The sequence below is a fragment of the Planotetraspora silvatica genome, from assembly GCF_016863315.1.
In the GTDB taxonomy this organism is placed as follows: domain Bacteria; phylum Actinomycetota; class Actinomycetes; order Streptosporangiales; family Streptosporangiaceae; genus Planotetraspora; species Planotetraspora silvatica.
Genome location: NZ_BOOQ01000040.1, coordinates 102,041 through 121,831 on the forward strand (window position 1 = coordinate 102,041; position 19,791 = coordinate 121,831).

At 70.4% G+C, this 19,791-nt stretch carries 23 protein-coding genes and 2 pseudogenes; 14 read left to right on the forward strand and 11 right to left on the reverse strand.

Annotated elements, in window-relative coordinates; genetic code table 11:
- The first annotated feature begins 16 nt into the window (after window positions 1–16).
- Complete coding sequence (locus Psi02_RS28050; RefSeq protein WP_203978735.1) at window positions 17–394, forward strand: ArsR/SmtB family transcription factor; 378 nt, start codon at window positions 17–19, stop codon at window positions 392–394.
- Here the strand turns inward: Psi02_RS28050 and Psi02_RS28055 are convergent.
- The gene (locus Psi02_RS28055) at window positions 391–1,146 is read right to left on the reverse strand and encodes an SRPBCC family protein (protein ID WP_203978737.1); all 756 of its coding nucleotides are present in this window, start codon (window positions 1,144–1,146) and stop codon (window positions 391–393) included. The two genes, Psi02_RS28050 and Psi02_RS28055, sit on opposite strands and share 4 nt — an antisense overlap.
- Window positions 1,147–1,240: 94 nt before the next feature.
- A complete protein-coding gene (locus tag Psi02_RS28060) occupies window positions 1,241–2,305 on the reverse strand; it encodes an ArsR/SmtB family transcription factor (protein ID WP_239095214.1) in 1,065 nt (354 codons plus the stop codon).
- 48 nt (window positions 2,306–2,353) lie between these two features.
- Between Psi02_RS28060 and Psi02_RS28065 the strand changes: the two genes are divergently transcribed.
- The 3 genes from Psi02_RS28065 to Psi02_RS28075 all read left to right on the forward strand — a co-directional run bounded on the left by Psi02_RS28065 (window position 2,354) and on the right by Psi02_RS28075 (window position 4,756).
- Window positions 2,354–3,262 (forward strand): oxidoreductase, encoded by a 909-nt coding sequence (locus Psi02_RS28065; RefSeq protein WP_203978739.1) that lies wholly within the window; start codon window positions 2,354–2,356, stop codon window positions 3,260–3,262.
- 169 nt (window positions 3,263–3,431) lie between these two features.
- Window positions 3,432–3,797: a VOC family protein gene (locus Psi02_RS28070; protein ID WP_203978741.1), complete on the forward strand. Its 366-nt coding sequence runs from the start codon at window positions 3,432–3,434 to the stop codon at window positions 3,795–3,797.
- Window positions 3,794–4,756, forward strand: coding sequence for an ADP-ribosylglycohydrolase family protein (locus Psi02_RS28075; protein ID WP_203978743.1), 963 nt, complete (start codon window positions 3,794–3,796; stop codon window positions 4,754–4,756). Before Psi02_RS28070 ends, Psi02_RS28075 begins: the two co-directional genes overlap by 4 nt.
- A gap of 40 nt (window positions 4,757–4,796) precedes the next feature.
- Here Psi02_RS28075 and Psi02_RS28080 read toward each other — a convergent pair whose 3' ends face one another.
- Window positions 4,797–5,330: a DUF302 domain-containing protein gene (locus Psi02_RS28080; RefSeq protein WP_203978744.1), complete on the reverse strand. Its 534-nt coding sequence runs from the start codon at window positions 5,328–5,330 to the stop codon at window positions 4,797–4,799.
- A gap of 291 nt (window positions 5,331–5,621) precedes the next feature.
- Between Psi02_RS28080 and Psi02_RS28085 the strand changes: the two genes are divergently transcribed.
- From Psi02_RS28085 to Psi02_RS28110, 6 genes are all read left to right on the forward strand, one after another.
- Window positions 5,622–5,858: a hypothetical protein gene (locus Psi02_RS28085; RefSeq protein WP_203978746.1), complete on the forward strand. Its 237-nt coding sequence runs from the start codon at window positions 5,622–5,624 to the stop codon at window positions 5,856–5,858.
- Entirely contained in the window at window positions 5,855–6,340 is a 486-nt protein-coding gene (locus Psi02_RS28090) for a Clp protease N-terminal domain-containing protein (protein WP_203978754.1), read from the forward strand. The genes Psi02_RS28085 and Psi02_RS28090 overlap by 4 nt, the downstream gene beginning before the upstream one ends.
- A gap of 137 nt (window positions 6,341–6,477) precedes the next feature.
- Window positions 6,478–7,512, forward strand: a complete 1,035-nt coding sequence (locus Psi02_RS28095) for a serine hydrolase domain-containing protein (protein WP_203978756.1) — start codon at window positions 6,478–6,480, stop codon at window positions 7,510–7,512.
- Between the two features lie 93 nt (window positions 7,513–7,605).
- Window positions 7,606–8,220 (forward strand): sigma-70 family RNA polymerase sigma factor, encoded by a 615-nt coding sequence (locus Psi02_RS28100; protein WP_239095215.1) that lies wholly within the window; start codon window positions 7,606–7,608, stop codon window positions 8,218–8,220.
- The gene (locus tag Psi02_RS28105) at window positions 8,217–8,870 is read left to right on the forward strand and encodes a permease-like cell division protein FtsX (RefSeq protein ID WP_203978758.1); all 654 of its coding nucleotides are present in this window, start codon (window positions 8,217–8,219) and stop codon (window positions 8,868–8,870) included. The genes Psi02_RS28100 and Psi02_RS28105 overlap by 4 nt, the downstream gene beginning before the upstream one ends.
- 102 nt (window positions 8,871–8,972) lie before the next feature.
- The gene (locus Psi02_RS28110) at window positions 8,973–9,848 is read left to right on the forward strand and encodes a GNAT family N-acetyltransferase (protein WP_203978760.1); all 876 of its coding nucleotides are present in this window, start codon (window positions 8,973–8,975) and stop codon (window positions 9,846–9,848) included.
- Between the two features lie 71 nt (window positions 9,849–9,919).
- Here Psi02_RS28110 and Psi02_RS28115 read toward each other — a convergent pair whose 3' ends face one another.
- Window positions 9,920–10,576 (reverse strand): response regulator, encoded by a 657-nt coding sequence (locus tag Psi02_RS28115; RefSeq protein ID WP_203978762.1) that lies wholly within the window; start codon window positions 10,574–10,576, stop codon window positions 9,920–9,922.
- Window positions 10,573–11,727, reverse strand: a complete 1,155-nt coding sequence (locus tag Psi02_RS28120) for a sensor histidine kinase (protein ID WP_203978764.1) — start codon at window positions 11,725–11,727, stop codon at window positions 10,573–10,575. The genes Psi02_RS28115 and Psi02_RS28120 overlap by 4 nt, the downstream gene beginning before the upstream one ends.
- Before the next feature lie 133 nt (window positions 11,728–11,860).
- Here Psi02_RS28120 and Psi02_RS28125 point away from each other — a divergent pair, with 133 nt between their 5' ends.
- Window positions 11,861–12,913: an alpha/beta hydrolase gene (locus Psi02_RS28125; protein ID WP_239095216.1), complete on the forward strand. Its 1,053-nt coding sequence runs from the start codon at window positions 11,861–11,863 to the stop codon at window positions 12,911–12,913.
- Window positions 12,906–14,051, forward strand: coding sequence for an acyltransferase family protein (locus Psi02_RS28130; RefSeq protein ID WP_203978765.1), 1,146 nt, complete (start codon window positions 12,906–12,908; stop codon window positions 14,049–14,051). Before Psi02_RS28125 ends, Psi02_RS28130 begins: the two co-directional genes overlap by 8 nt.
- On the opposite strand, the gene Psi02_RS40260 is transcribed toward Psi02_RS28130, so the two are convergent.
- Window positions 14,013–14,858: an MFS transporter gene (locus tag Psi02_RS40260; protein WP_308442276.1), complete on the reverse strand. Its 846-nt coding sequence runs from the start codon at window positions 14,856–14,858 to the stop codon at window positions 14,013–14,015. The genes Psi02_RS28130 and Psi02_RS40260 overlap by 39 nt on opposite strands.
- 52 nt (window positions 14,859–14,910) lie before the next feature.
- Window positions 14,911–15,489: pseudogene (locus Psi02_RS40265) on the reverse strand (MFS transporter); the annotation flags it as partial.
- A 79-nt stretch (window positions 15,490–15,568) separates the two neighbouring features.
- On the opposite strand from Psi02_RS40265, the gene Psi02_RS28140 reads away from it, so the two are divergent.
- A complete protein-coding gene (locus tag Psi02_RS28140; protein ID WP_239095218.1) occupies window positions 15,569–16,036 on the forward strand; it encodes a MerR family transcriptional regulator in 468 nt (155 codons plus the stop codon).
- A gap of 118 nt (window positions 16,037–16,154) precedes the next feature.
- Here the strand turns inward: Psi02_RS28140 and Psi02_RS28145 are convergent, their stop codons facing one another.
- Together Psi02_RS28145 and Psi02_RS28150 are read right to left on the reverse strand one after the other, a co-directional pair.
- Window positions 16,155–17,339: a coiled-coil domain-containing protein gene (locus Psi02_RS28145; RefSeq protein WP_203978768.1), complete on the reverse strand. Its 1,185-nt coding sequence runs from the start codon at window positions 17,337–17,339 to the stop codon at window positions 16,155–16,157.
- A gap of 445 nt (window positions 17,340–17,784) precedes the next feature.
- Complete coding sequence (locus tag Psi02_RS28150; RefSeq protein WP_203978769.1) at window positions 17,785–18,132, reverse strand: hypothetical protein; 348 nt, start codon at window positions 18,130–18,132, stop codon at window positions 17,785–17,787.
- Window positions 18,133–18,553: 421 nt separating this feature from the next.
- Here Psi02_RS28150 and Psi02_RS41150 point away from each other — a divergent pair, with 421 nt between their 5' ends.
- Window positions 18,554–18,790, forward strand: coding sequence for a response regulator (locus Psi02_RS41150; protein WP_203978771.1), 237 nt, complete (start codon window positions 18,554–18,556; stop codon window positions 18,788–18,790).
- A gap of 45 nt (window positions 18,791–18,835) precedes the next feature.
- Here Psi02_RS41150 and Psi02_RS41155 read toward each other — a convergent pair.
- Both Psi02_RS41155 and Psi02_RS40820 read right to left on the reverse strand, forming a co-directional pair.
- Window positions 18,836–19,087: pseudogene (locus Psi02_RS41155) on the reverse strand (FG-GAP-like repeat-containing protein); the annotation flags it as partial.
- Between the two features lie 114 nt (window positions 19,088–19,201).
- The gene (locus tag Psi02_RS40820; protein ID WP_275415281.1) at window positions 19,202–19,777 is read right to left on the reverse strand and encodes a hypothetical protein; all 576 of its coding nucleotides are present in this window, start codon (window positions 19,775–19,777) and stop codon (window positions 19,202–19,204) included.
- Window positions 19,778–19,791: the final 14 nt, after the last annotated feature.

Consider the following 19,791-nt stretch of genomic DNA (forward strand, 5'->3'; position numbering starts at 1 on the left):
CTGAGACGCTGCGTCCATGCACGCGTTCGACGTTCTCGGAGACCCGGTGAGGCGCCGGATCCTGGAACTGCTCGCCGGCGGCGAGCGCTCGGCCGGTGAGATCGGCACGATCGTCCAGGACGAGTTCGGAATCTCCCAGCCCGGGGTGTCGCAACACCTGCGGGTGTTGCGGGAGAGCGGGTTCGCCACCGTGCGGGCCGCCGGCACACGACGCCTCTACTCCGTCGACCCCGCGCCCTTGCGCGAGGTCGACATCTGGCTGGAGCACTTCCGCCGGTTCTGGACCCAGCGCCTCGACGCGCTCGGCACCGAGGTCGCCCGAGGCCGGAGGCCCCGCCGTACGGCAGGCGAGGCCGGCCCCCTCCCGGATGGGACACCCGGCTCGGACGGCTAGGCGAACAGCCCGTCCACCCAGGACTGCCAGGTCTGCTGGGCCTGATCACGGTCCACGTCCGCCGAGTAGATGTGATGCCCGAGGACCACGACGTCGCCGCGCTGCGGCCCGGAGTGGATGAAGCGGTAGAGCCCGTCGGCGGTGCGCACGCCGATGAAGGTGGGCAGGCCGGCGTAGTCGACGACCCCCTCGACGGGGGCGGCCCCCTTGATCTCCAGGTGCACACGGTCGCCCACGGCGATCTCTCCGGCCAGGCCGAGCTCCGACTTGATCACGGCCCACGCCCTGTCGCGATCGGCCGCCTGTGGCTTGACGACCGTGACCACGGCTCCATGCCGGCCGGGGAAGTGCGCCAGGTACTGGGCCAGGCTGTGCAGGTAGACGTTCCAGCCCTCGTTCAGCGCGTCGTACTCGGTCTCCCAGTCGCCGCCCAGCACTCCGCTCTGCACCATCCGGAGCACGGTGCTGCCGCCGGCTCGTCCCTCGATGAGGTACTCGAAGGCCATGAAGGCCCCCTCGGCCCCGACCGGACTCTGGTGCGCGAGCCGTTTCTCCGGCTCCCACGCGGTCACCGTGGACTCGTCGGTGTGCCCGGCCACGGTCATCCGGATCGTGCCGCCCACACCCGGCTCGATCTCGTTGTGGCCCATGAACCACGAGTCGACCCCCGGGCCGGTGGAGATGGCCTCCCACACCTGTTCGGGCGTCGCGTCCAGCTCGATTTCCTTGCGCAGTTCGAACTCGTGGGCCATCGGTGCTCCCCGTCTCCGTCATGGTCGACCGGCGGCCGGGCGACCCCGGCCCTTCGCGAACAGGTCGAAAGCCTGCCACCGAACACTTTTATAGTCAAGGCGATGAAAGATGTCGGGATGCCGGTCTCGGCAGCGGCGAGGCTGCCCGTCTGTCCGGCGAGGCGGCGAGGAGGGACACGGCGGCGGAGGTGCGGGCGTACAACACCGAACGGCCGGCCCGGTGGGCGCTGACCAGGCCCGCGTCGCGCAGCGCGGTGAGGTACTGGGACACCCCGGCCGGGGACAGGCCGGTGCGCCGGGCGAGTTCGGCGGTGGAGGCCGGGGCGTCCAGTTCGGCCAGCAGCCGGGTCCGCGAGCGGCCGAGGACGGCGGCGAGGGCGTCGAGCCCGGTGGTCGGCTGGGGTTCCCAGAGCGAGCCGATGCCGCGTGCCGGGTAGGCGAGTTGCGGCGGGTCCGGCGGCGTCACCCGGGTGAGCAATTCCGGCCCGGTGAAGACCGAGGGAATGAGCAGCAGTCCCGGGCCGGCCGTCTCACGGGACAGGGTCCGCTGCCGGCGGATCAGCCGCAGTGTGTCGTCATCCCAGCTCACCGAGGCGTGCAGCTCGTTGAAGAGGTGGGCCGCGCCGTGCTCGGCGACCTGCCGGGCCCGGTGGAAGACGTCGGCGTCGAGCACGGTCCGGATCCGCGCCCAGTAGGGGGCGAGCGCCAGCTCCCAATAGGTCTCGATCTCCTCCGCGACTCGCGCCATACGGTCCTGCGGCTCGGCGTAGAGGGTCCGCAGCCGGGGTCCCAGGCCTCCTTGGTGGCGCGACAGACGGTCGAGGTCATGGCGGACCTGGCCGACGGGAGTGGCCAGGAGGCGGGTCAACTCCGCCGGCAGGGCGAGGGCCGGTCCGGTGGGAGCCGGATTGAGGAAGTCGGGGACGTAACCCGAGGTCGGGATCAGCTCGGCGAGCCACCCCCGGAACAGCCCGGCGGCGGCCACCCGTGGGCGCACCTGCTCGATCCAGGGGCGGTGCACGGCATGCGCCGCGCCGGAGCTCAGCAGCTTGAAGCTGGTCCCGACCTCCCACATCGGCGAGACGGCGAACCGCATCTGCGCCAGATCGCTCGCCGAGAACGCCAGCTCCGCCAGCGCGGCCACCTCCACGATTAACACATGTCTGAATCAATGGCGGCCACCCTACCGCGCGGGGATCATTCCGGCATGACCTCACAGACGATCACTGCGGCGGCATCGGGCACCTGGAAGCTCGGCGACATGGAGATCAACCGGATCGGGTTCGGCGCGATGCGCCTGACGCAGACCGGCGAGGCGCTCACCGCCGGCGCCACACCCCGCGACCGCGGCCAGGCCGTCAGCGTGCTGCGCCGAGCGGTCGAGCTCGGGGTGAACCACATCGACACCGCCGCGTTCTACTTCTCTCCGCTGCGGTCGGCCAACGAGCTGATCAACCGGGCACTCGCCCCCTACCCCGACGATCTCGTCATCGCCACCAAGGTCGGGCCCGGCCGGGACCCCTCCGGTGAATGGCTGCCCCACGCCACCCCCGAGCGACTGCGCGGTCAGGTCGAGGAGAACCTGCGCCAGCTCGGCCGTGACCATCTCGACGTGGTCAACCTGCGCATCGTCGGGACCGGCTCGATCGCCGAGCGTTTCGGCGCGCTGGCCGAACTGCGCGACGCCGGGCTCATCCGCCATCTCGGCATCTCCAACGTCACCCCCGGACACCTCGCCGAGGCCCAGTCCATCGCCCCGGTGGCATGCGTGCAGAACATGTACGGCATCGGCGTGCGGCCCGACCAGGACGAGTTCGTACGCGCCTGCGGTGAACAGGGAATCGCGTTCGTCCCGTTCTACGCGATCGCCGGCGCCGGGCGTACGGCGGGCACCACCGGCGCCGACGACGAGGAGGTGCTGGCCGTCGCGCGGGCACACGGGATGAGCGCGGCACAGGTCCGGCTGGCGTGGACGTTGCACCGCGGGCCGCACGTGCTGGCCATTCCCGGCACCGGCGACCCGGACCACCTGGCCGCCAACGTGGCCGCCGGCGCATTGCGTCTGTCCGAGGACGACCTGGCCCTCCTGGACTCCCTCCACCGGCGCCCTCGCTGATTGTTCGATCGTCTCGACGGGCCCCCGCGTGAGCGGACCAGTCCGTCACGCCGGCCGCGCCGGCCAGCTCAAGATCATCAAGTGTTTCCGCCGCCGACGCCCCATCGGCGGGAGATCTGGATAGTGTGGGCCCGCCCCACATTCGGCCCGGCACCTGGATCGGAGCGAGATGTTCGAGCACACCAGGGCGTTCAGCGGATTCTCCGTGGACGACATCCCGGCGGCCAAGCGGTTCTACGGCGAGACCCTCGGCATCCGGGTGTCCGAGGAGAACGGCATGCTCACGCTGCACATCGCCGGCGACCGGAACACGCTGATCTACCCCAAGCCGGACCACACGCCGGCCACGTTCACGATCCTCAACTTCCCCGTCGACGACATCGAGTCCGCCGTCGACGAACTCGTCTCACGGGGAGTCCGCTTCGAGTTCTACGACGGTGCGGACGACAAGGGCATCTTCCGCCGCGTCGGACCGCCCATCGCCTGGTTCAAGGACCCCGCCGGCAACATCCTGTCGGTGCTCCAGCAGAGTTGAGCCCACCCGCCCCGGCCCGTGCCGAGAACCTTGATCATGCCCGGCGCGTCGCCGGTGCGGTGATCGGTTCCGCGGTCGGTGACGCTCTGGGAGCCCCTTTCGAGTTCGGACCGGCAGGAGCGTTCTCCGCGCGCTTCCCCGTGCGCACGTCGAGGGATGAGATGTGTGGTGGCGGCGGCTGGGACCCCGGTGAGGCCACCGACGACACACAGATGGCCGTTCTGATCGCGGAGTCGCTGCTGGAACGCCGTGGCCTGGACCTCCCCGACATGTTCGCCCGCTTCCAGAGGTGGGCGACGTCGGACCCGAAGGACATCGGCCTGCAGACCGAGGACGTCCTGACCAACGGCCTGGCATGGGACCGCGCAGCGGCGCACCACTTCCAGACCAACCAGCGAGCGGCGGGCAACGGCTCCCTGATGAGAGCCACGACCTCCGCGGTGTACTTCGCTCGCGATGGCCGGGAAGCCACCATGGACGCGGCTCGCCGCGTCGCCGCCCTCACTCACGGCGACCGCGCCGCCTGGGAGGGCACCGCCGTCTTCCACGAACTCGTCCGCGTGGCGCTGCGCGGTGGCGATCCGCTGGCCGCCCTCCCCGGCACCCTCACCCTCGTTCACCCTGACCACCGCCGCAGATATGCCACTGTCCTGGCCGATGATTGGCACCCCGATCAGGCGACAGAGTTCAACGGCGCCGTGTGGCCGTGCCTGGGCTCGGCCGTCTGGGCCTTCCGCACCACCACCTCCTACGAGGACGCGCTCCGCGCGGCGGTGGACCTCGGCGGTGACACCGACACCGTCGCCGCCGTCACGGGCGGGCTTGCGGGTGCGTATTACGGAGTGGACGCCATCCCTGCGCGTTGGACCGAACCTCTGCACGTTCCCCTGCCCGGCTTCGACGGCCGGGTACTGAGGCTGCCGGACCTGCTCGAGCTCGCACGTCGCCTCGCTAGCTGAACGACCTGTCTGCCCTGATCAGGTGCGAGCGCCGCCGCCGTCAGGTGAGGGCGGCCGGGACCGGTACGTCGAGGTACTCGAGCAGTGCGGCGAGTTCCCGGTCGAGTTCGAGGCCGACCTCGGTGATGTCCGGACTGCCGAAGCTGGAGAAGTGGCTGCTGGGCTGCTCCACCGTGAACCAGGTCTCACCCGCGGCGTCCTCGTGGATCGTTGTGCGGAGCGGGGCGTACAGCAGGATGGCGGGATTGTGGTGGAACATCCGCTGGGCGATCGTATGGTTGCCCATCAGGTATTCGACGCAGCGCAACCGGTCCCCCGCCAGCCGCATGAGCGCGTTGAAGTCTCCCGCCCAGTAGATGATGAACGTGTGCGGGGCGTTCTCGGCCGTCGCCTGGAGAATGGTGTCCCAGTCGGCCTCGTCCTCGACGAGCCGCCTGAAGCGTTCGGCCTCGAATCGGGGGACGGCGCTCTCGTACCTGGCGCGGAAGACGTCGAACGGCTCGCCGACCGCGATGGACAGGCGATTCACCCGATGCGGCACGGTTTCGATTCTGTTGTGCACCGACTGGCTCATGATTCCTCCGACTCCTTGGTCCACGTTCCGGGGCGCGGGCGTCATGGATCGCTCGGGGCGGGTGAACCAGGCCGGCACCTCTATGGCGGGGGCGACGTCGTTCGCGGGTCCACACGTACGAGGCCGGGCGCGGCGACGGGGCCCTCGTCGACGTGTTATGTGACCGCTCGCCGGTCCGAAACGCCTCGTCGGCCGACCCTTTGCCGACCATGGCCGGGTTTTTGCGATGGAGCGGCCCTTATAAGCAACTCATGTTGACTATCTCCAGATTAGTCAATTAATGTTGCTTACATGCCCGCGACCGACATCCCCGTCCCCCAGGACCCTGCCGACGCGCTGGCGGCCGTAGTGGCACTACGGCGCCTGGCCGACCAGCTGGAGGACGCCGCCGTCGAACAGGCGATGCGCGCGGGCTGGAGCTGGCCGCACGTCGCCGAGGCACTCGGCGTGACCCGTCAAGCCGTCCACAGGAAGCACGCCAAGCGGCTCATCGCCGCGGGCGTCAAGCTGAGGAGACGTTCACCATGAGCCCGTTCGACGAGTACATCCATACGATCATCATGGAAGGAGCGGTCGAGGCGCAGAGGCACGGATCAGCCACGGTCGAGGCGCAGCATCTGCTGCTGGCCGTCGCGGCCCAGGAGGGCACCGCCCCGCAGCGCGTCCTGGCCGCCGCCGGCCTCGACCACGAGGCGATCCAGGCTGCTCTCGACCGGGAGTTCGACCACAGCCTGAGCACGGTCGGAGTGTTCCGCGACTCCTTCGGCCTCTCCCGGCCGAGCGCCACACTCAAGCGCCTGCCCACCATGGGCGCGACGGGCAAGCTCGCCCTTGAGCGCGGCTTCGCCTCGGTTCCCCGCAAGAAGGACCTGCGGTCGGCGCACGTACTGCTCGGAATCCTGCAGGCCGAGGCCGGCACGGTGCCACGCGCCCTGGCCCTGGCGGGCGTCGACCGTACGGACCTGCTGACCCGCGTCCAAGACACCATCACCGACGACGACAGCGAGTAACGAGTCGCCGGCGGCAGAGCCATGCCTGACCCCCGCCGTCTCCGACCGTTCTTCCATGCCCAAGGAGGCAGAATGTCCATGTTCCATGCCCGCACAGGCCTGCTCGCCGGCGCGCCGACTGTGGCCGGGAGCGCCTGATGACCCCCGCGGCCGACCGCGGCCGAGGCCACGCCGACATTCAGCACGCGCTCGACCAGGTCGTGGCCGACGGGGGCGGCCCCGGCATGGTCGCCGAGATCAGAGACGGCCACGCGACACCGTGGTTCGGCACGGCGGGGGTGGCCGACATGACGACCGGCCGTAAACGCCAACCAGGTGAGCACTTTCGCGTCGGCAGCTTCACCAAGGCGTTCACCGGCACGGTGGTCCTGCAACTGGCGGCCGAAGGAAAGCCGGCCCTCGATGACACGGTGGCCAAGTGGCTGCCCGGCGTCGTGGAGGAGTCCCTCGGCGCGGACGGCACCGAGATCACCATCAGGCAACTGCTCAACCACACCAGCGGACTCCCCGACGCAATCCTCGGCCAGGAGACCCCGCGCCCCGAAGAGCCAGGGAAGCGCTTCATCTACTCCAAGGTCAACTACAACCTCGCGGGAATGATCGTCGAGAGTGCGACAGGCTCGACTCTCGCGGATGAGATCGAGCGCCGCATCGCCCGCCCGCTGCGTCTGACGGGGACCTACCTCCCAGGCGATGAACAGACGATCCGCGACCCGCATGCGCGGCACTACTCGAAGCTGGGACGGACCGGCCCCGACGCGGAGATCCACGACGTGACCGAAATGGACCTGAGCTGGGCCTGGGCCGCCGGCGGCATGATCTCGACGACCTCGGATCTGCACCTGTTCCTGAGCGCGCTGCTGCACGGCCGCCTCCTCCCTCCCGCCCAGCAGAAGGAGATGTTCACCACCGTGTCGACGGAAGGCTCGGGCTGGGTCCCGAACACCAGGTACGGCCTCGGCGTCTACTCCCAGACGCTTCCGTGCGGGGTCACAGTCTGGGGCGGCGGCGGCTTCATCCAGGGCTCGATGTCGTACGTGATGGGCAACCGCCAGGGCACCCACACGATGGTGAGCAACCTGAACGGCGACTGGAACGACTTCCTGGAGACCTTCACCAAGCTCTTCGAGACGGGCTTCTGCCCGGAATCCCCCCGAAACCCGGCCTCGTAACTCGGCGGTACGGGACAGCCGCCGGCGGGACGGTGCGCAGCCACACCGCCGAAGGCGGCAGCCCCGTCACGGCCGAGGAACCAGGCGAATTCAGTGGAGAAGCAGCGGATCGGCGGAGGCCCGCGTTCATACGACATGGACGGTGAAACCTTACGACTGACGGAGCGGGTGCCCCAGGCGCCCACTCCGTCAGTCCTGATCCCCGGCTCCCCCGACGTCGAGGTGGTCGCCCTCTATCGCGACCACCGGCTCCACCTGGTCCGGCTGGCGGTGCTCCTCGTCGGTGACCAGGAGACAGCCGAGGACATCGTGCAGGACGTGTTCGCCCGGCTGCACGGCAAGTGGCGGCCGGGCGTCACGACACTCGCGTACGTGAGGACCTGTGTCCTGAACGCCGCCCGATCGGTGCTCCGCCGCAGGGCGGTCGCCCTGCGGCGGACCGAGCGGGTCACGGACCTGGTCGACTCCGCGGAGACCGCCGCGTTGGTCGGAGAGTCACGACGAGAGGTGCTGGTGGCGCTCGGCCGGTTGCCGCGACGCCAGCGAGAGGCCCTGGTCCTGCGCTACTACCTCGACCTGCCCGAGTCCGAGATCGCGGAGATCATGCGCGTCAGGCGGAGCACGGTCAGGTCCACGACCGCACGAGCCCTGGCCAGGCTGCTCCGCGAACTGGGAGACGGACAAGACGAATCTGGAGAGGACGTATGAGCGCCATCGAGGATCGACTGCGTGACGCCATGGCCGCCCGCGCGCGGACCGTCCGGGACGACGACCTCCCGTTGCCCGCGCCGCGTGCCGGAGGAGGCCGATTCAAGATCGCCGCCGCGGCTCTGGCCGTGACCGTGACGGCTTTCGGGTTGGTACGGCTCGCGTCGCCGTCCCCGGAACCGCAGGAGGAGAGCACCCTCGCCGTATCCCTGAGCGCCGTCGAGTCATCCGGTAGGCCTGTGGTGTCGGTCTTCCTCTGCATGGAGGACGACGTCTTCGCGAGTTGCAAGAGCGGCGAGGCGACCGATGCGGAACGGGAGAAGCTTCGGCGGGCGCTGGAGAGACGGCCCGACGTGGAAAGTGTCTCCTTCGAAGACCAGCAGCAGGCATGGGAGAACTTCCGCAGGAACATGACCGACAAGCCGGAACTCTTATGGACGGTCGTCCCGTCGGACCTTCCCGAGGCCTTCCGCATCCAGGTCAGACCGGGTGCGGACTTCTCCGCCGTGGCCCGGGCCGCGAGTGGGTTCCCCGGCGTGTCCAACAGCGTCGACGGTGCCTGCATCGCCGACAGCCTCTCCGCGTGGGGATCGGTCAAGAGGTGGCTGGGATCGAAGGACGAGTGTTCCTTCGGGGGCACGGGACGGTGACCTGACCCGTCGGGCGGAACGGCGGCCTGCCCATCGGCCGCGATGTCCGGCGCCGGGATAACTCGTTGCCGGTCCGAGAGCAGGTTGGGCAGCATGGCGGCCATGCGACGCAGCGAGTACGCCGGTCCCGTGGCGCTGCGCGCCATGCAGGCTCTGGCCGTCCGGAGTTTCCCCGCGACCGGATATCGGCACATCGGTGACCTCACCTGGAACTGGTGTCTGTCCCTCGACCGGGAAGCCGAATGCCCGACGGCGATCTGGACACACGGGGACCGGACGCTGGCGTGGGGGTGGCTGGAATCGCCTGACGGCCTGATGCTCCAGGTGGATCCCGGCCACCCCGAACTGGCCGACGAGGTGCTCGACTGGGCCGAACGGGTGGCCGCCGGCCCGCTGAGTGCCGAGGTCGCCGAGACCGAACCGCATCTGGCCGCCGCGCTGGAACGGCGCGGCTACGCCCGTGCCGCCGATGGCCCTTTCATGGTGTGTCTCGACCGTCCGCTCATCGATCTGCCGGATGCGCCCCGCCTGCCGGACGATTACACGATGCGAGCCCAGCGGGACCACGCCGACGTGGCCGGGCGGGCCGCGGCGCACCGCGCCGCCTTCGGGTCGACCCGGGTCACAGCCGAGCGGCACGCCCGCATGAGGGAGACGTGGCCCTACCGCCCCGAACTGGACCTCGTCGTGGTGTCACCCGCCGGTGACGTCGTGGCCTACTGCCAGGGCTGGTACGACGAGGCCAACGGAACCGGCGAGTTCGAACCGGTCGGCACACATCCGGGCCACCGTCGCCTCGGCCTCGCCCGCTCCGTCTGCACCGCCGTACTGCATGCCTTCGCCGATGCGGGCGGCCGGCGCGCCGTCGTCTACTCGCGCGGAGACGCCGCCTATCCCCTCCCCAAACGGCTCTACGAGTCCATGGGCTTCCGCGCGTACACCCGGACCCACACCTATACGGGGCCCGCGGGCGCGTGACCGCGGGGTCTCCTCCCCCCCGCCGAACTGGCCGAGCGGGTGCGCGCGGTTGTGCCCGCGGAGGGGCCCCGTCATTGAGTCGCGGACACCAGGCCGGACTCGTAGGCGATGATCACGAGCTGGACCCGGTCGCGGGCGTCGAGTTTGGCGATCAGCCGTGTCACATGCGTTTTGACGGTGGCGACGCTGATGACCAGGTCTGCGGCGATCTCGGTGTTGGACCTGCCACGGCCGACGAGAGTCAGCACCTCGCGTTCACGCTCGGTGATGCCGTCGACCGGGCGGCGCTTCGGGGCGGAGGGCGGCCGTCCCGCGAACTCCTCGATCAGCCGGCGGGTGACGCTGGGTGCGATCAGCCCGTCACCGGCGGCGACGACGCGGATCGCCGCGAGGATGTCGTCCAGGGCCATGTCCTTGACGAGGAATCCCGACGCGCCGGCGCGCAACGCGCCGTAGACGTGATCGTCGTCGTCGAAGGTGGTCAGGACGATGACGTGGGCCCCGCCAGGGCCCGAGGTGATCAGCCGGGTCGCGTCGATGCCGTTCATCTCCGGCATGCGGAGGTCCATCACGACGACATCGGGGCGGACGGTCTCGGCCAGCCGGACCGCTTCCACGCCGGTTCCGGCCTCCCCGGCGACTTCGAGGTCGGGGGCGTCGGCGATGACCATCCGCAGGGCGGCGCGCACCAGAGGCTGGTCGTCGGCGAGGACGACGCGAACGGTCATCGGACCTCTGCCGGAACGGGCAGCCGGGCCGCCACCCGGAAGCCGCCTTCGGCTCGCGGACCGGCGGAGAACTCTCCGTGCAGCAGGCCGACCCGCTCGCGCATCCCGAGCAGGCCGTAGCCGCTGCCCGCGGTGGTGGGGACGCCCTGCCCGTCGTCGAGCACCTCGATGGAGATCTCCTCAGCCCGGTAGTCGATGGACACACAGCAGAAGTCGGTGCCGGCATGGCGCACCACGTTGGTGATCGCCTCCTGGATGATGCGGTAGGCGGACATGTCGATCTCCGGAGGAAGCGGACGGTGCTCGCCCCGCCGGCGCACGTCGACACGGACCCCGGCGTCGGTCGTCGTCGCGGCGAGCCGGTCGACGTCGGCCAGTCGGAGTCCCGGTTCGAGTGGCAGCGTCTGCGACGCCGTTGCGGGTTCGGCCTGGCGGAGCGCACCGAGCATCCGGCGCAACCCCGACAACGTCTCCCGGCTGGCCGTCTCGATCTCACCCAGCGCGTCACGCGCCTGCGCCGGCTGCGTGTCGATGACGCGCCGTGCCGCTCCGGCCTGCAGCGCGACGATGCCGATGTTGTGCGCGACCATGTCGTGCAACTCGCGCGCGATCCGGAGCCGTTCGTCGCTCACCGCCCGGGCCGCGGCCTGAGCGCTCAGGCTCTCGGCGTACTCACGGGCCTGGCGCACCGAATTGCCGATCAACCAGGCGATGACGGCCGCCAGGACCACCGCCGATTCCCACGAGGTCCCGATGTCCCAGCCGAGCAGCACCTGCGTGGCCAGGTAGCCGACGAGTACGGCGAGCGCCATGGCGACGGTGGAGACTCCGACCCGGCGGGACCGGGTGGCCGCGATGAAGTACAGCGCGACGTCGACCGCCAGGAACTGGAACAGGGGGATCTCCCCCGAGCTCAAGGGGAACGACACGAGGGCGGAAGCGGCGATCAACAGGGTCAGAGCCGCCAGGGGCCGGCGATGCAGCAGAGCACTGCCCACCAGCACCAGCGCGGTGGCGATCGCCAGGGTCATCAACCCGTCCCACCGGTAGAGGACCCCGGGCAGCACCGCCGCGCCGGCGCACCAGGCCAGAATCGTCCAGACGCCGGGCGGCACCCGCTCCAGCACGGGGAACGACGGTGTGACCTGCATGCGCCGATCGTAACCGCGCGGTTTCCGCCCGGGCATCGGACCACGGGTGTACATCCACGGTCTGGGATGCTCCCGCGAATGCAAATCCGCAGGCCGATGTGGCGCGGGTGCGGCCTGCGGCACCGTCGGCCGGGTGATCGAAGTCTACGAACGAACCTTCGCCGGAGTCGGCAGCGGGTTACCCGGACGGGCGCGAGACGGGGAAGGACCATCCGCCATGGCGGCCCGTCCGCGCGGGAGCCGCCTGCGCCGCACCGTGCTCGCCGTCCTCGTCACCGCCTCGGTGGCCGTGCCGGTGACGGGCGCGGCACGCCCCGCCGCGGTCCCCGCACCGGTCCCGCCCGCTTCGACCCCGCTGCCGGCGGCGACCCCGGCGGCCCTGGCTGATCGGTACGCCGCGAGCCGCGACGCCATCTGGGCGGCCGAGCGGATGGCCGCCGACAACGGCCACCAGTGGAGGGCGGCGATGTTGCGTGCGATGGCGGACCCCGCGCGCCACTTCCTGTCCTTCGACGGCCGCGACGGCGGCCGGGCCGACGAAGTCTTCGGGGACCTGTCCCGGGCCGAGCGCATCGCTGTGCTGGTCCCCGGTTCCGACACCGATCTCGACCGTTACGGACTTCTGCGCGGCGGCTCGATGCGACTGCAGCAGAGGCTCGGCGATCGGTCCGCCGTCATCGCCTGGCTCGGATACCGGACCCCGAGCACGGTGAGCCTCCAGGCGGTGACACCCGGCCGAGCGGCCGAGGCCGCCCCTGACCTGCGCTCCTTCGTTCGGGACCTGAGTACGGCCAAGCCCGGCGCCCGGATCTCGCTGGTGTGCCACTCCTACGGCTCCGTGGTCTGCGTCCGGGCCGCGGCCGGGCTCGAAGTCGCGGACATCATCCTGTACGGCAGCGCCGGCACCACCGCGGACGACGCCGCCGCGCTGCACACCCCTGCCACCGTGTGGGCGGGCCGGGCCACGCACGACTGGATCGCCCATGTGCCGCACACACGGCTCCGCCTTCCGTTCGCCACCATCGGATTCGGCACCGACCCGGTCTCACCGGAGTTCGGTGCCCGGATCTTCGCGGCAGGCGACGGCGGCCACAGCGACTACCTGAAAGCTCACTCTCCCGCGCTGGAGAACATCGCCCGGATCGTCTCAGGACAGACCCCCTCGGAGGCGGGCGGCGGTGCGTGACCTCATCAGGCGGATCGAGGCGGCGACTCCGCCCGGCCGCGACCGCGCCGTCGACGCGCTGCGAGCCCTGGCCATCCTCGGCGTGGTGCTCGGCCACTGGCTGGTGACCGCGCTGGTCGACGACAGCGGCACGGTGCACGCCGCCAGCCCGCTGCGATACCTGCCCGGGCTCGCCCCGGTCTCCTGGCTGTTCCAGACGCTGGCGGTCTTCTTCCTGGTGGGCGGACTGGTGGGGGCCAAGAGTCATGCCTCGGCCCGCGCCCATGGCGCGAGATACGGACAGTGGCTCGGAACGCGAATGGGCCGGTTGTTCAGACCGGTCGTCGCCGTACTGATCGTGTGGGGCGTGGCGGTGGTCGCGATGCTCGCCTTCGGAGCCGGCCTGGAGACCGTGCGGGCGCTGGTCAAGCTGGTGGTGTCCCCGCTGTGGTTCCTGCTGGTGTTCGCGGTGCTGACGGCGGCGACCCCGCTGGCCGCCAGGCTGCATCCGGTCTGGCCGCTGGCGGCCGTCGCGTTCGTGGACGTGGTCCGGTACGGCCTCGGCGGACCCGCCGGGCTCGGCTCGATCAACGTGGTGGCCGGGTGGCTGGTGCCGTACTGCCTGGGCGCGGCCTGGGCCCGCGGCGACCTGCGGAGCCGTGCGACCGGGTGGGCATTGTTGATCGGCGGCGCGGCCGCCGCCACCGGACTGGTCATGTGGGCGGGCTATCCGGCGGCGATGGTCGGCGTGCCGGGCGCCGCCGTCTCGAACCTCGACCCGCCCACTCTCGCGGTCGTCGCGTTCGGGCTCGCCCAGTGCGGAGCCGTCCTGCTGTTCCTCGGCCCGCTGCGCCGGGCGCTACGGCGTCCCGCTGTCTGGGCGGTGGCGGCGCTGGTCAATCTCTCCGCGATGACGATCTTCCTGTGGCACCAGACCGCGATGATCGCGGTCACCGCGATCGGGCTGCTCGCCGGGCCGCTGCCCGGGCTGCACACCGTCCCCGACGGCGGGGGCTGGGTGCTCGCCCGGCTGGCCTGGCTGCCCGCGTTCGCGCTGGCGCTCCTGGTCTGTCTGGCCGCGTTCCGCGTCCACGAGCAGCGACGGCCCGACGAGCGGCACTCAACCGTTCCCATGGGTGTGGACACGGGCGCCGCGTGACGGGCCCGCCGCGGCGCCGGCGTCCACGCCGTCGAACAACGCCGCGGCGCGCGCGGCGGTGTCCGAGGCCCAGCGCCCGGTGCCGAGCAGCCCCAGGACAAGGATGCCGACGCCGAGGCCGAGCACCAGCAACCACACGTCGTGCGCCGCGGCGGTGAACGCCGTACCACCGCGGGACGCGGCCGATCCCACGACCGTCCCCGCGATCGCGACACCCAGGGTGGTGCCGGTCTGCCGGCCCGCGGAGGCCACCGAGGCGGCCACCCCGGCCATCGACGCGGGCATTCCGGAGACCGCCGAGTTGGTGATCGGCGGGTTGACGGTGCCCTGCGCGATGCCGAACAGCAGATACATCGCGAGCACGGCGGGCAGCGGGGTGGCCGGCCCGAGCCAGATCGACGTGCCGCCGCCCAGTGCCAGCGCGGCCCCGGACACCACGAGCGGGAGTCGGGGACCGCGCGTGCCGACCAGCCGGCCGGTGAGCGGGGCGAGCACCACGATCAGCGCCCCGACCGGAAGGAGGCACAGCCCGGCCGTCAGCGCCGACATGCCGCGCACGTTCTGCAGGTACAGGGTGGTCACGAACAAAAACGCGCCGAACCCGCACAAGGCGAAGAGCGCCGTCAGGATCGCCGAGCTGAACGGCACGCTGCGGAACAGACGCAGCTCCAGCAGCGGGTCCGGCACGGCGCCGTTCGTAACCGAGGATGCCCAGCACACCGAGCACGGCGACGGCGAGCAGGCCGAGGGTGACCGGCGAGGTCCAGCCCGACTCGCCGGACTCGATGATCGGGTAGACGACGCCACCCAGCACCAGGATCACCAGGGTCTGACCCACCGGGTCGAATCGGCGCGCCCGGGCGGCCCGGGACTCGGGCACGAACAGCGCCGAGCACACGAGCGCGGCGGCGACGACCGGCACGTTGATCAAGAAGATGGAGCGCCAGCCGAAAACGTCGACCAGGGCGCCGCCGAGAATCGGGCCCAACCCCAGCGACAGGCCGGACATCGCGCCGAACACACCGATGGCCCTGGCCCGCTCGGCCCGGTCGGGGAACGTGGTGGCGATGATCGCCATCGCCACCGGGTTGAGCATCGTGCCGCCGACGGCCTGAAGCACACGCGCCGCGATCAGCCAACCGATGCTCGGCGCCAGGCTGCACAGCAGCGAGCCGAGTCCGAAGGCGGCGAGGCCGACCTGGAAGATCCGCCGACGGCCGACCCGGTCGGCGGTGGACCCGGCCAGCAACAGGAGGCAGGCCAGCACCAGGGTGTACGCGTCGACCGTCCACTGCAGACCGGACACCGAGGCGTGCAGGTCCCGGCGAATCGCCGGCAGGGCGACGTTGACGATGGAGATGTCCATCACCACGACGACCATGCTGGCGCAGCAGATCGCGAGCACCAGGAATCGGCGGCGTTGGCTGAGTTCGGGCATGCGGGGTCCAATCGGCGGGCTGCTGAGGATCGTCGGTGAGGTTTTCTCCGCGACCGACCACGACGCTAGGATTTAGAGCGTGCTCGAAGTCAACCCGCAGCCGGTGTCCGGGCTCGTTCCCCCCATCCCCCAGGCGGGCCTGAGCATCGCCGAGGCCGCCCGCCGCACCGGGGTCAGCGCGCACACCCTGCGCTACTACGAACGCGCCGGCCTGGTCATCACCACCGTCGACCGCACCCACGGCGGCCGGCGGCGCTACCGGCAGCAAGACTTGAACTGGATCACCGTCTGCACCAGGCTGCGGGCCACCGGCATGCCCATCAAGACCATCCAGCGCTATGCCGAACTCGTATCCGCAGGACCCGGCAACGAGAAGGAACGGCTTGCCCTCATGGAGGCCCACCGCGCCGACGTGACCGCCAAGCTCGCTGAGATACAGGAGAACCTCAAGGTCATCGACCGCAAGATCGACGTCTACCGAGGCCGGCTCGCCGCCGGCGACGCCGACCGACTGTGGGCCCCCGGCCGCCAAGGGAGTGCCCGCTGAGCAATCCCCGACTGAAGTGAGCTGAGCCGGTCCAGACCTGGCGATCCGGCGCCACCCAGATCGCACCGGCGCGGTTGCCGATCAGCCCCTTCGCCTCATCGTCGGGCGCCCGGGCGCCCTACGCGTGGTCGCGCAGGCGCAACTCGGCGGTGATCGCCCGCTCGCGCAGCTCGGCCGCCTCCGCTCTGGCGGCCTCGAGTTGGGCGCGCAGGTCCACCAGCCGTGACCGCTCCAATTCGAGCTCGGCCGCGATCCGCTCCCGCTGAGCGCCCGCCGCACGAACCTCGCCCGCCCGGCGCTCCAGTTCGCCGGCCGCCTCCTCCACGCGTGCGGCGGAGTGCGCCGCCTCGGCGGCGGCCCGGCCGGCGTCCGCCACGGCGACCGCCCGCGCGGTCTCGGCCGCCTCCGCGCGGCTCAGCGCCTGGTCACGTTGTGCCTCCGCCACCGCGACGGCGCGGTCTCGCTCGGCCTCGGCCCGGGAGACCGCGCGGTCGCGTTCGGCCTCCGCCGCCTGAGTTCGGGCGAGGGACGCCGCGCTCGCCTGCTCGGCCTCACGCCGCGCCCGTTGCGCCTGTTCGCCCTCTTTCCGCGCGCTCGCGGCGTCCGCCTGGGCCCGCTCCCGTTCCTGGCGCTCCTGTACGGCTTGCGCCTCCGCCTGCCGTACGTCAGCGGTCGCCTTCTCGACCCGCTCGGCGAGTTCCCGTGCGGCCTGATCCCTGGCGGCCTCGGCGCCATCGGCTCTGCGGTGAGCGTCCTCGGCCTCCTGCCTGGCCCGCCGTTCGGTGGCCGCCGCCTCCCGGAGCGCGGCGAGCGCTTGTTCCCGGGCGGTCTCGGCATCGGCGAACGCACCGTCCCGCTCGGTGTGGGCCTCCTCGGCCCGAACCCGGGCCTCCTCCGTCTCGCGCCTGGCCTCGTCGGCGGCCTCGCGCGCCATGCGCACCTGTGCCAGCGCCTGCTCACGCTCGGTATGCGCGATCGCCACGCGGGTGTGGGCCTCGGCCTGCACCGCGCTGAGCTTGGCCTCCACACCGGCCGGGCTCAGCTCCTCGGACAGAACCTGTGCCAGCGGCGCGATGGCCGCCGCGAGCCCCTTCTCCATCCGGTCGTAGAGATCCTCGACGCGGGCGAGGGCGCCATCGAGCCCCGGCGTTCCCCGGCGCACCTCACGCTCACGCTTGGCCGCCGCCTGACAGTCGCCGTCGGGACAGTACTCCTTGGGTCTCCCCCGCCCCGTTCTCTGCTCGATGGCGGTGCCGCAGTGCTTGCACGCGGTCGTTGCGGGAGCGGGCGCGGGGGTCGTCACGGAACCCAAATCTAGCGACTTTCTGAATTTCTGGAAATAGAAATCCAGAAACGAAGATTCGTTGCGCGGGTCAGGTGAGCATCACTTGGGAGATGTTCAATTCTCGCAAGTTATCGTCCTGAGACCTTTCTCCTCGTAGACGGCGGATGGCGTGCGGGTGCCGTTGAGCGCAGTCGTTCTGACAGTGGAAACGCAGGGTTTTGTCAGTAGGCGCAGAGTTTTGTCAGTGACTCCATGCGCCGTTTCCCGGCGAATCTGCAGGTCAGGCCACTTCCCCGGCTGGGAGCCCTCACGCGGTGCACGGCTCGACTGGCGACGGGTAGTCACGGCCGTGTGACGGTATTTAGCACCGCTAGCCTGGCTCCGTCGCCGCGTGAGACAAGCAGGTGATGTCACTTCCAGCGCGGCTCTGCGCGCGCTCTGCCAGGGAAAATGCAGAGTTTTGTCAGTGTGGGCTCATGGTTATGTCCTGGTAGAACGGGCGTCCCGTGCGCGTGTTCACCCACTGCGCCAACTGCCCTGCTTGACCCGCGATCGCCATCCGCACCGCGTCACCGACCGGTAGCGAGGCATCGATGGGAATTTGTAGCGAGGCGGAGAAACACTGCCGCAGCCCACGCCGCAGCGTCTCGCGGGACTGCTCATCTGCACGGGCGACCACCGCCTCGATGGCCTGATGGATCGCCTTGCGTAACGCCCGCTCGTCTGCCGGACCCCGTACCAGCGCAATCCCGGCCTTCCCTAACACCTGAACCAGGTAACCGGCAACTGCACCGGCCAGATCGATCGGCATCCAGCCGTACCTTCCTCCCGACAAACCCCCGACCACGCGCCAGCACCCCAAGTGTGACCGCCCTTCCCTGCCCTGGCCATACCCGCGGGGCCCTTCATGATGGGGTCTTTGTGAGGGACATCATCGGGGGGCGCCCAGTTGAGGGACTGAGAAAGCAGGACGCTCCGTCCCGACTTTTCTGGCAGTGATTTAATGGCGGCGATTCGCGATCGCGGTCACGCTGGGCCTTCCAGCGTTCCTGCCGCTCCGGGCGCTGAACGGTCCGTTCGCTTAGACGTATCCACCTATTCGGAGACTGGCTACCGAGCGCGGCACGCGCCTCCGTCATCTCCGCCAGCCCAATTTTGGTGTCACGCCAGCCCAATGGGACTCCTGCTAACAAGGATGCTTAACGGCCCCCCGGGGTGGCGATGCTGGAGACATGGACTTGACCTGCCTGATCGTCGACGACAACGATTACTTCCTGCACATCGCGAGGGAGGTTCTCGAGCAGGAGGGGATCTCGGTCACCCGCGTGGCGTCGTGGAGCGCGGATGCTTTCCGCATGGTGGTGCAACTCCAGCCGGATTTTGTGCTGGTGGACATCAGCCTGAGCGAAGAGTCCGGTCTGGATCTGGCGCGGAAACTCGTAGAGGACGCGGAACCCGCCGCTGTATAAATAGAGATCCTTATTCGTCGCGTTACGTGCCAGGACGGCCACACGCCCGTCTCCGTCGAAATCTCCCGGCGAGAAGATGACGTCGAAGGCGCCCCAGTTGTTGCCGACGACGGTGCCCGTGCCGGCCGTGAACCCGCCGGCGCCGTTTCCCCTGTACAGGTAGAGGTCCTTGGTGGTGGAGTTCCGCGCGATCAGATCGGTTTTGCCTCCGAGGGTGGATGCAAGAGCGGGAACAGGATCGACGACGGCCGCCAGACCGATGGCGCCGACGAGTGCGGCCGTCAGGCCACCAGCCATTCGGGTCTCGCCCCGTCTTCGGTGCGCCGGCCCGGCACGCCGAAAGGGAGGCGCACCGCAGGGCGCGCCTCCCCGGTGGGTCTCGATGTAGCGAGACGATCGACGGCTGGATGGTCAGGCGTTCATGCACAGGACATAGATGACTCCGGAGATCGGGCCGGTACCGGGTGTGGTCTTCACCGACCAACCCACCGATACTTCGCCCTCAATCACGGGGACACTCGAGCGCACCGCGGCGCCGTCAGGGAGCATGGACCCCCCGCCGGTCGCGATCCTTCCTGGCAGGCACCTCACTTGCCCGGCTCCGTCGGCGATCCGGGACTGAAGGATCTGGATGTCGGGCGCTCCGGCGGTGCCGGGCGGGCCGGCGGGACCCCGTGCGCCTGTCGCGCCCTGCGGACCTGCCGGTCCGGTGGCGCCTTTCGCGCCGGTGGCGCCCTTCGGTCCGGTGGCCCCTCGCGCACCCTGGAGGCCCTTCTGGTTCCAGGACGTACGCGTCTCGGTGGTGCGGCATTTGGTGCCGGCGGACACGATGCGCGCTGCGCGGGTAGCCTTGTCGACACAGGCGTAGATCACCGGGGCGGGGGCGGCGGAAGCGGTCGCCATCCCGCCGACGGCGAGCAGCGATCCGGCGAGCGAGCCCACCGCCAAGACGCCGACCGTACGTCCACCGGGCAACTTGAGGGTCATGTGGGTGTGGCCTC

Bases quoted from the DNA above. Each gene is read 5' to 3' on its own strand.
- Psi02_RS28110 (WP_203978760.1), top strand. From the start codon at position 8,973: ATGCGACGCAGCGAGTACGCCGGTCCCGTGGCGCTGCGCGCCATGCAG.
- Psi02_RS28050 (WP_203978735.1), top strand. From the start codon at position 17: ATGCACGCGTTCGACGTTCTCGGAGACCCGGTGAGGCGCCGGATCCTG.
- Psi02_RS28055 (WP_203978737.1), bottom strand. From the start codon at position 1,146: ATGGCCCACGAGTTCGAACTGCGCAAGGAAATCGAGCTGGACGCGACG.
- Psi02_RS28065 (WP_203978739.1), top strand. From the start codon at position 2,354: ATGACCTCACAGACGATCACTGCGGCGGCATCGGGCACCTGGAAGCTC.
- Psi02_RS28095 (WP_203978756.1), top strand. From the start codon at position 6,478: ATGACCCCCGCGGCCGACCGCGGCCGAGGCCACGCCGACATTCAGCAC.
- Psi02_RS40820 (WP_275415281.1), bottom strand. From the start codon at position 19,777: ATGACCCTCAAGTTGCCCGGTGGACGTACGGTCGGCGTCTTGGCGGTG.
- Psi02_RS28105 (WP_203978758.1), top strand. From the start codon at position 8,217: ATGAGCGCCATCGAGGATCGACTGCGTGACGCCATGGCCGCCCGCGCG.
- Psi02_RS28070 (WP_203978741.1), top strand. From the start codon at position 3,432: ATGTTCGAGCACACCAGGGCGTTCAGCGGATTCTCCGTGGACGACATC.
- Psi02_RS28115 (WP_203978762.1), bottom strand. From the start codon at position 10,576: ATGACCGTTCGCGTCGTCCTCGCCGACGACCAGCCTCTGGTGCGCGCC.
- Psi02_RS28085 (WP_203978746.1), top strand. From the start codon at position 5,622: ATGCCCGCGACCGACATCCCCGTCCCCCAGGACCCTGCCGACGCGCTG.
- Psi02_RS28080 (WP_203978744.1), bottom strand. From the start codon at position 5,330: ATGAGCCAGTCGGTGCACAACAGAATCGAAACCGTGCCGCATCGGGTG.
- Psi02_RS28150 (WP_203978769.1), bottom strand. From the start codon at position 18,132: ATGCCGATCGATCTGGCCGGTGCAGTTGCCGGTTACCTGGTTCAGGTG.
- Psi02_RS28120 (WP_203978764.1), bottom strand. From the start codon at position 11,727: ATGCAGGTCACACCGTCGTTCCCCGTGCTGGAGCGGGTGCCGCCCGGC.
- Psi02_RS41150 (WP_203978771.1), top strand. From the start codon at position 18,554: ATGGACTTGACCTGCCTGATCGTCGACGACAACGATTACTTCCTGCAC.
- Psi02_RS28090 (WP_203978754.1), top strand. From the start codon at position 5,855: ATGAGCCCGTTCGACGAGTACATCCATACGATCATCATGGAAGGAGCG.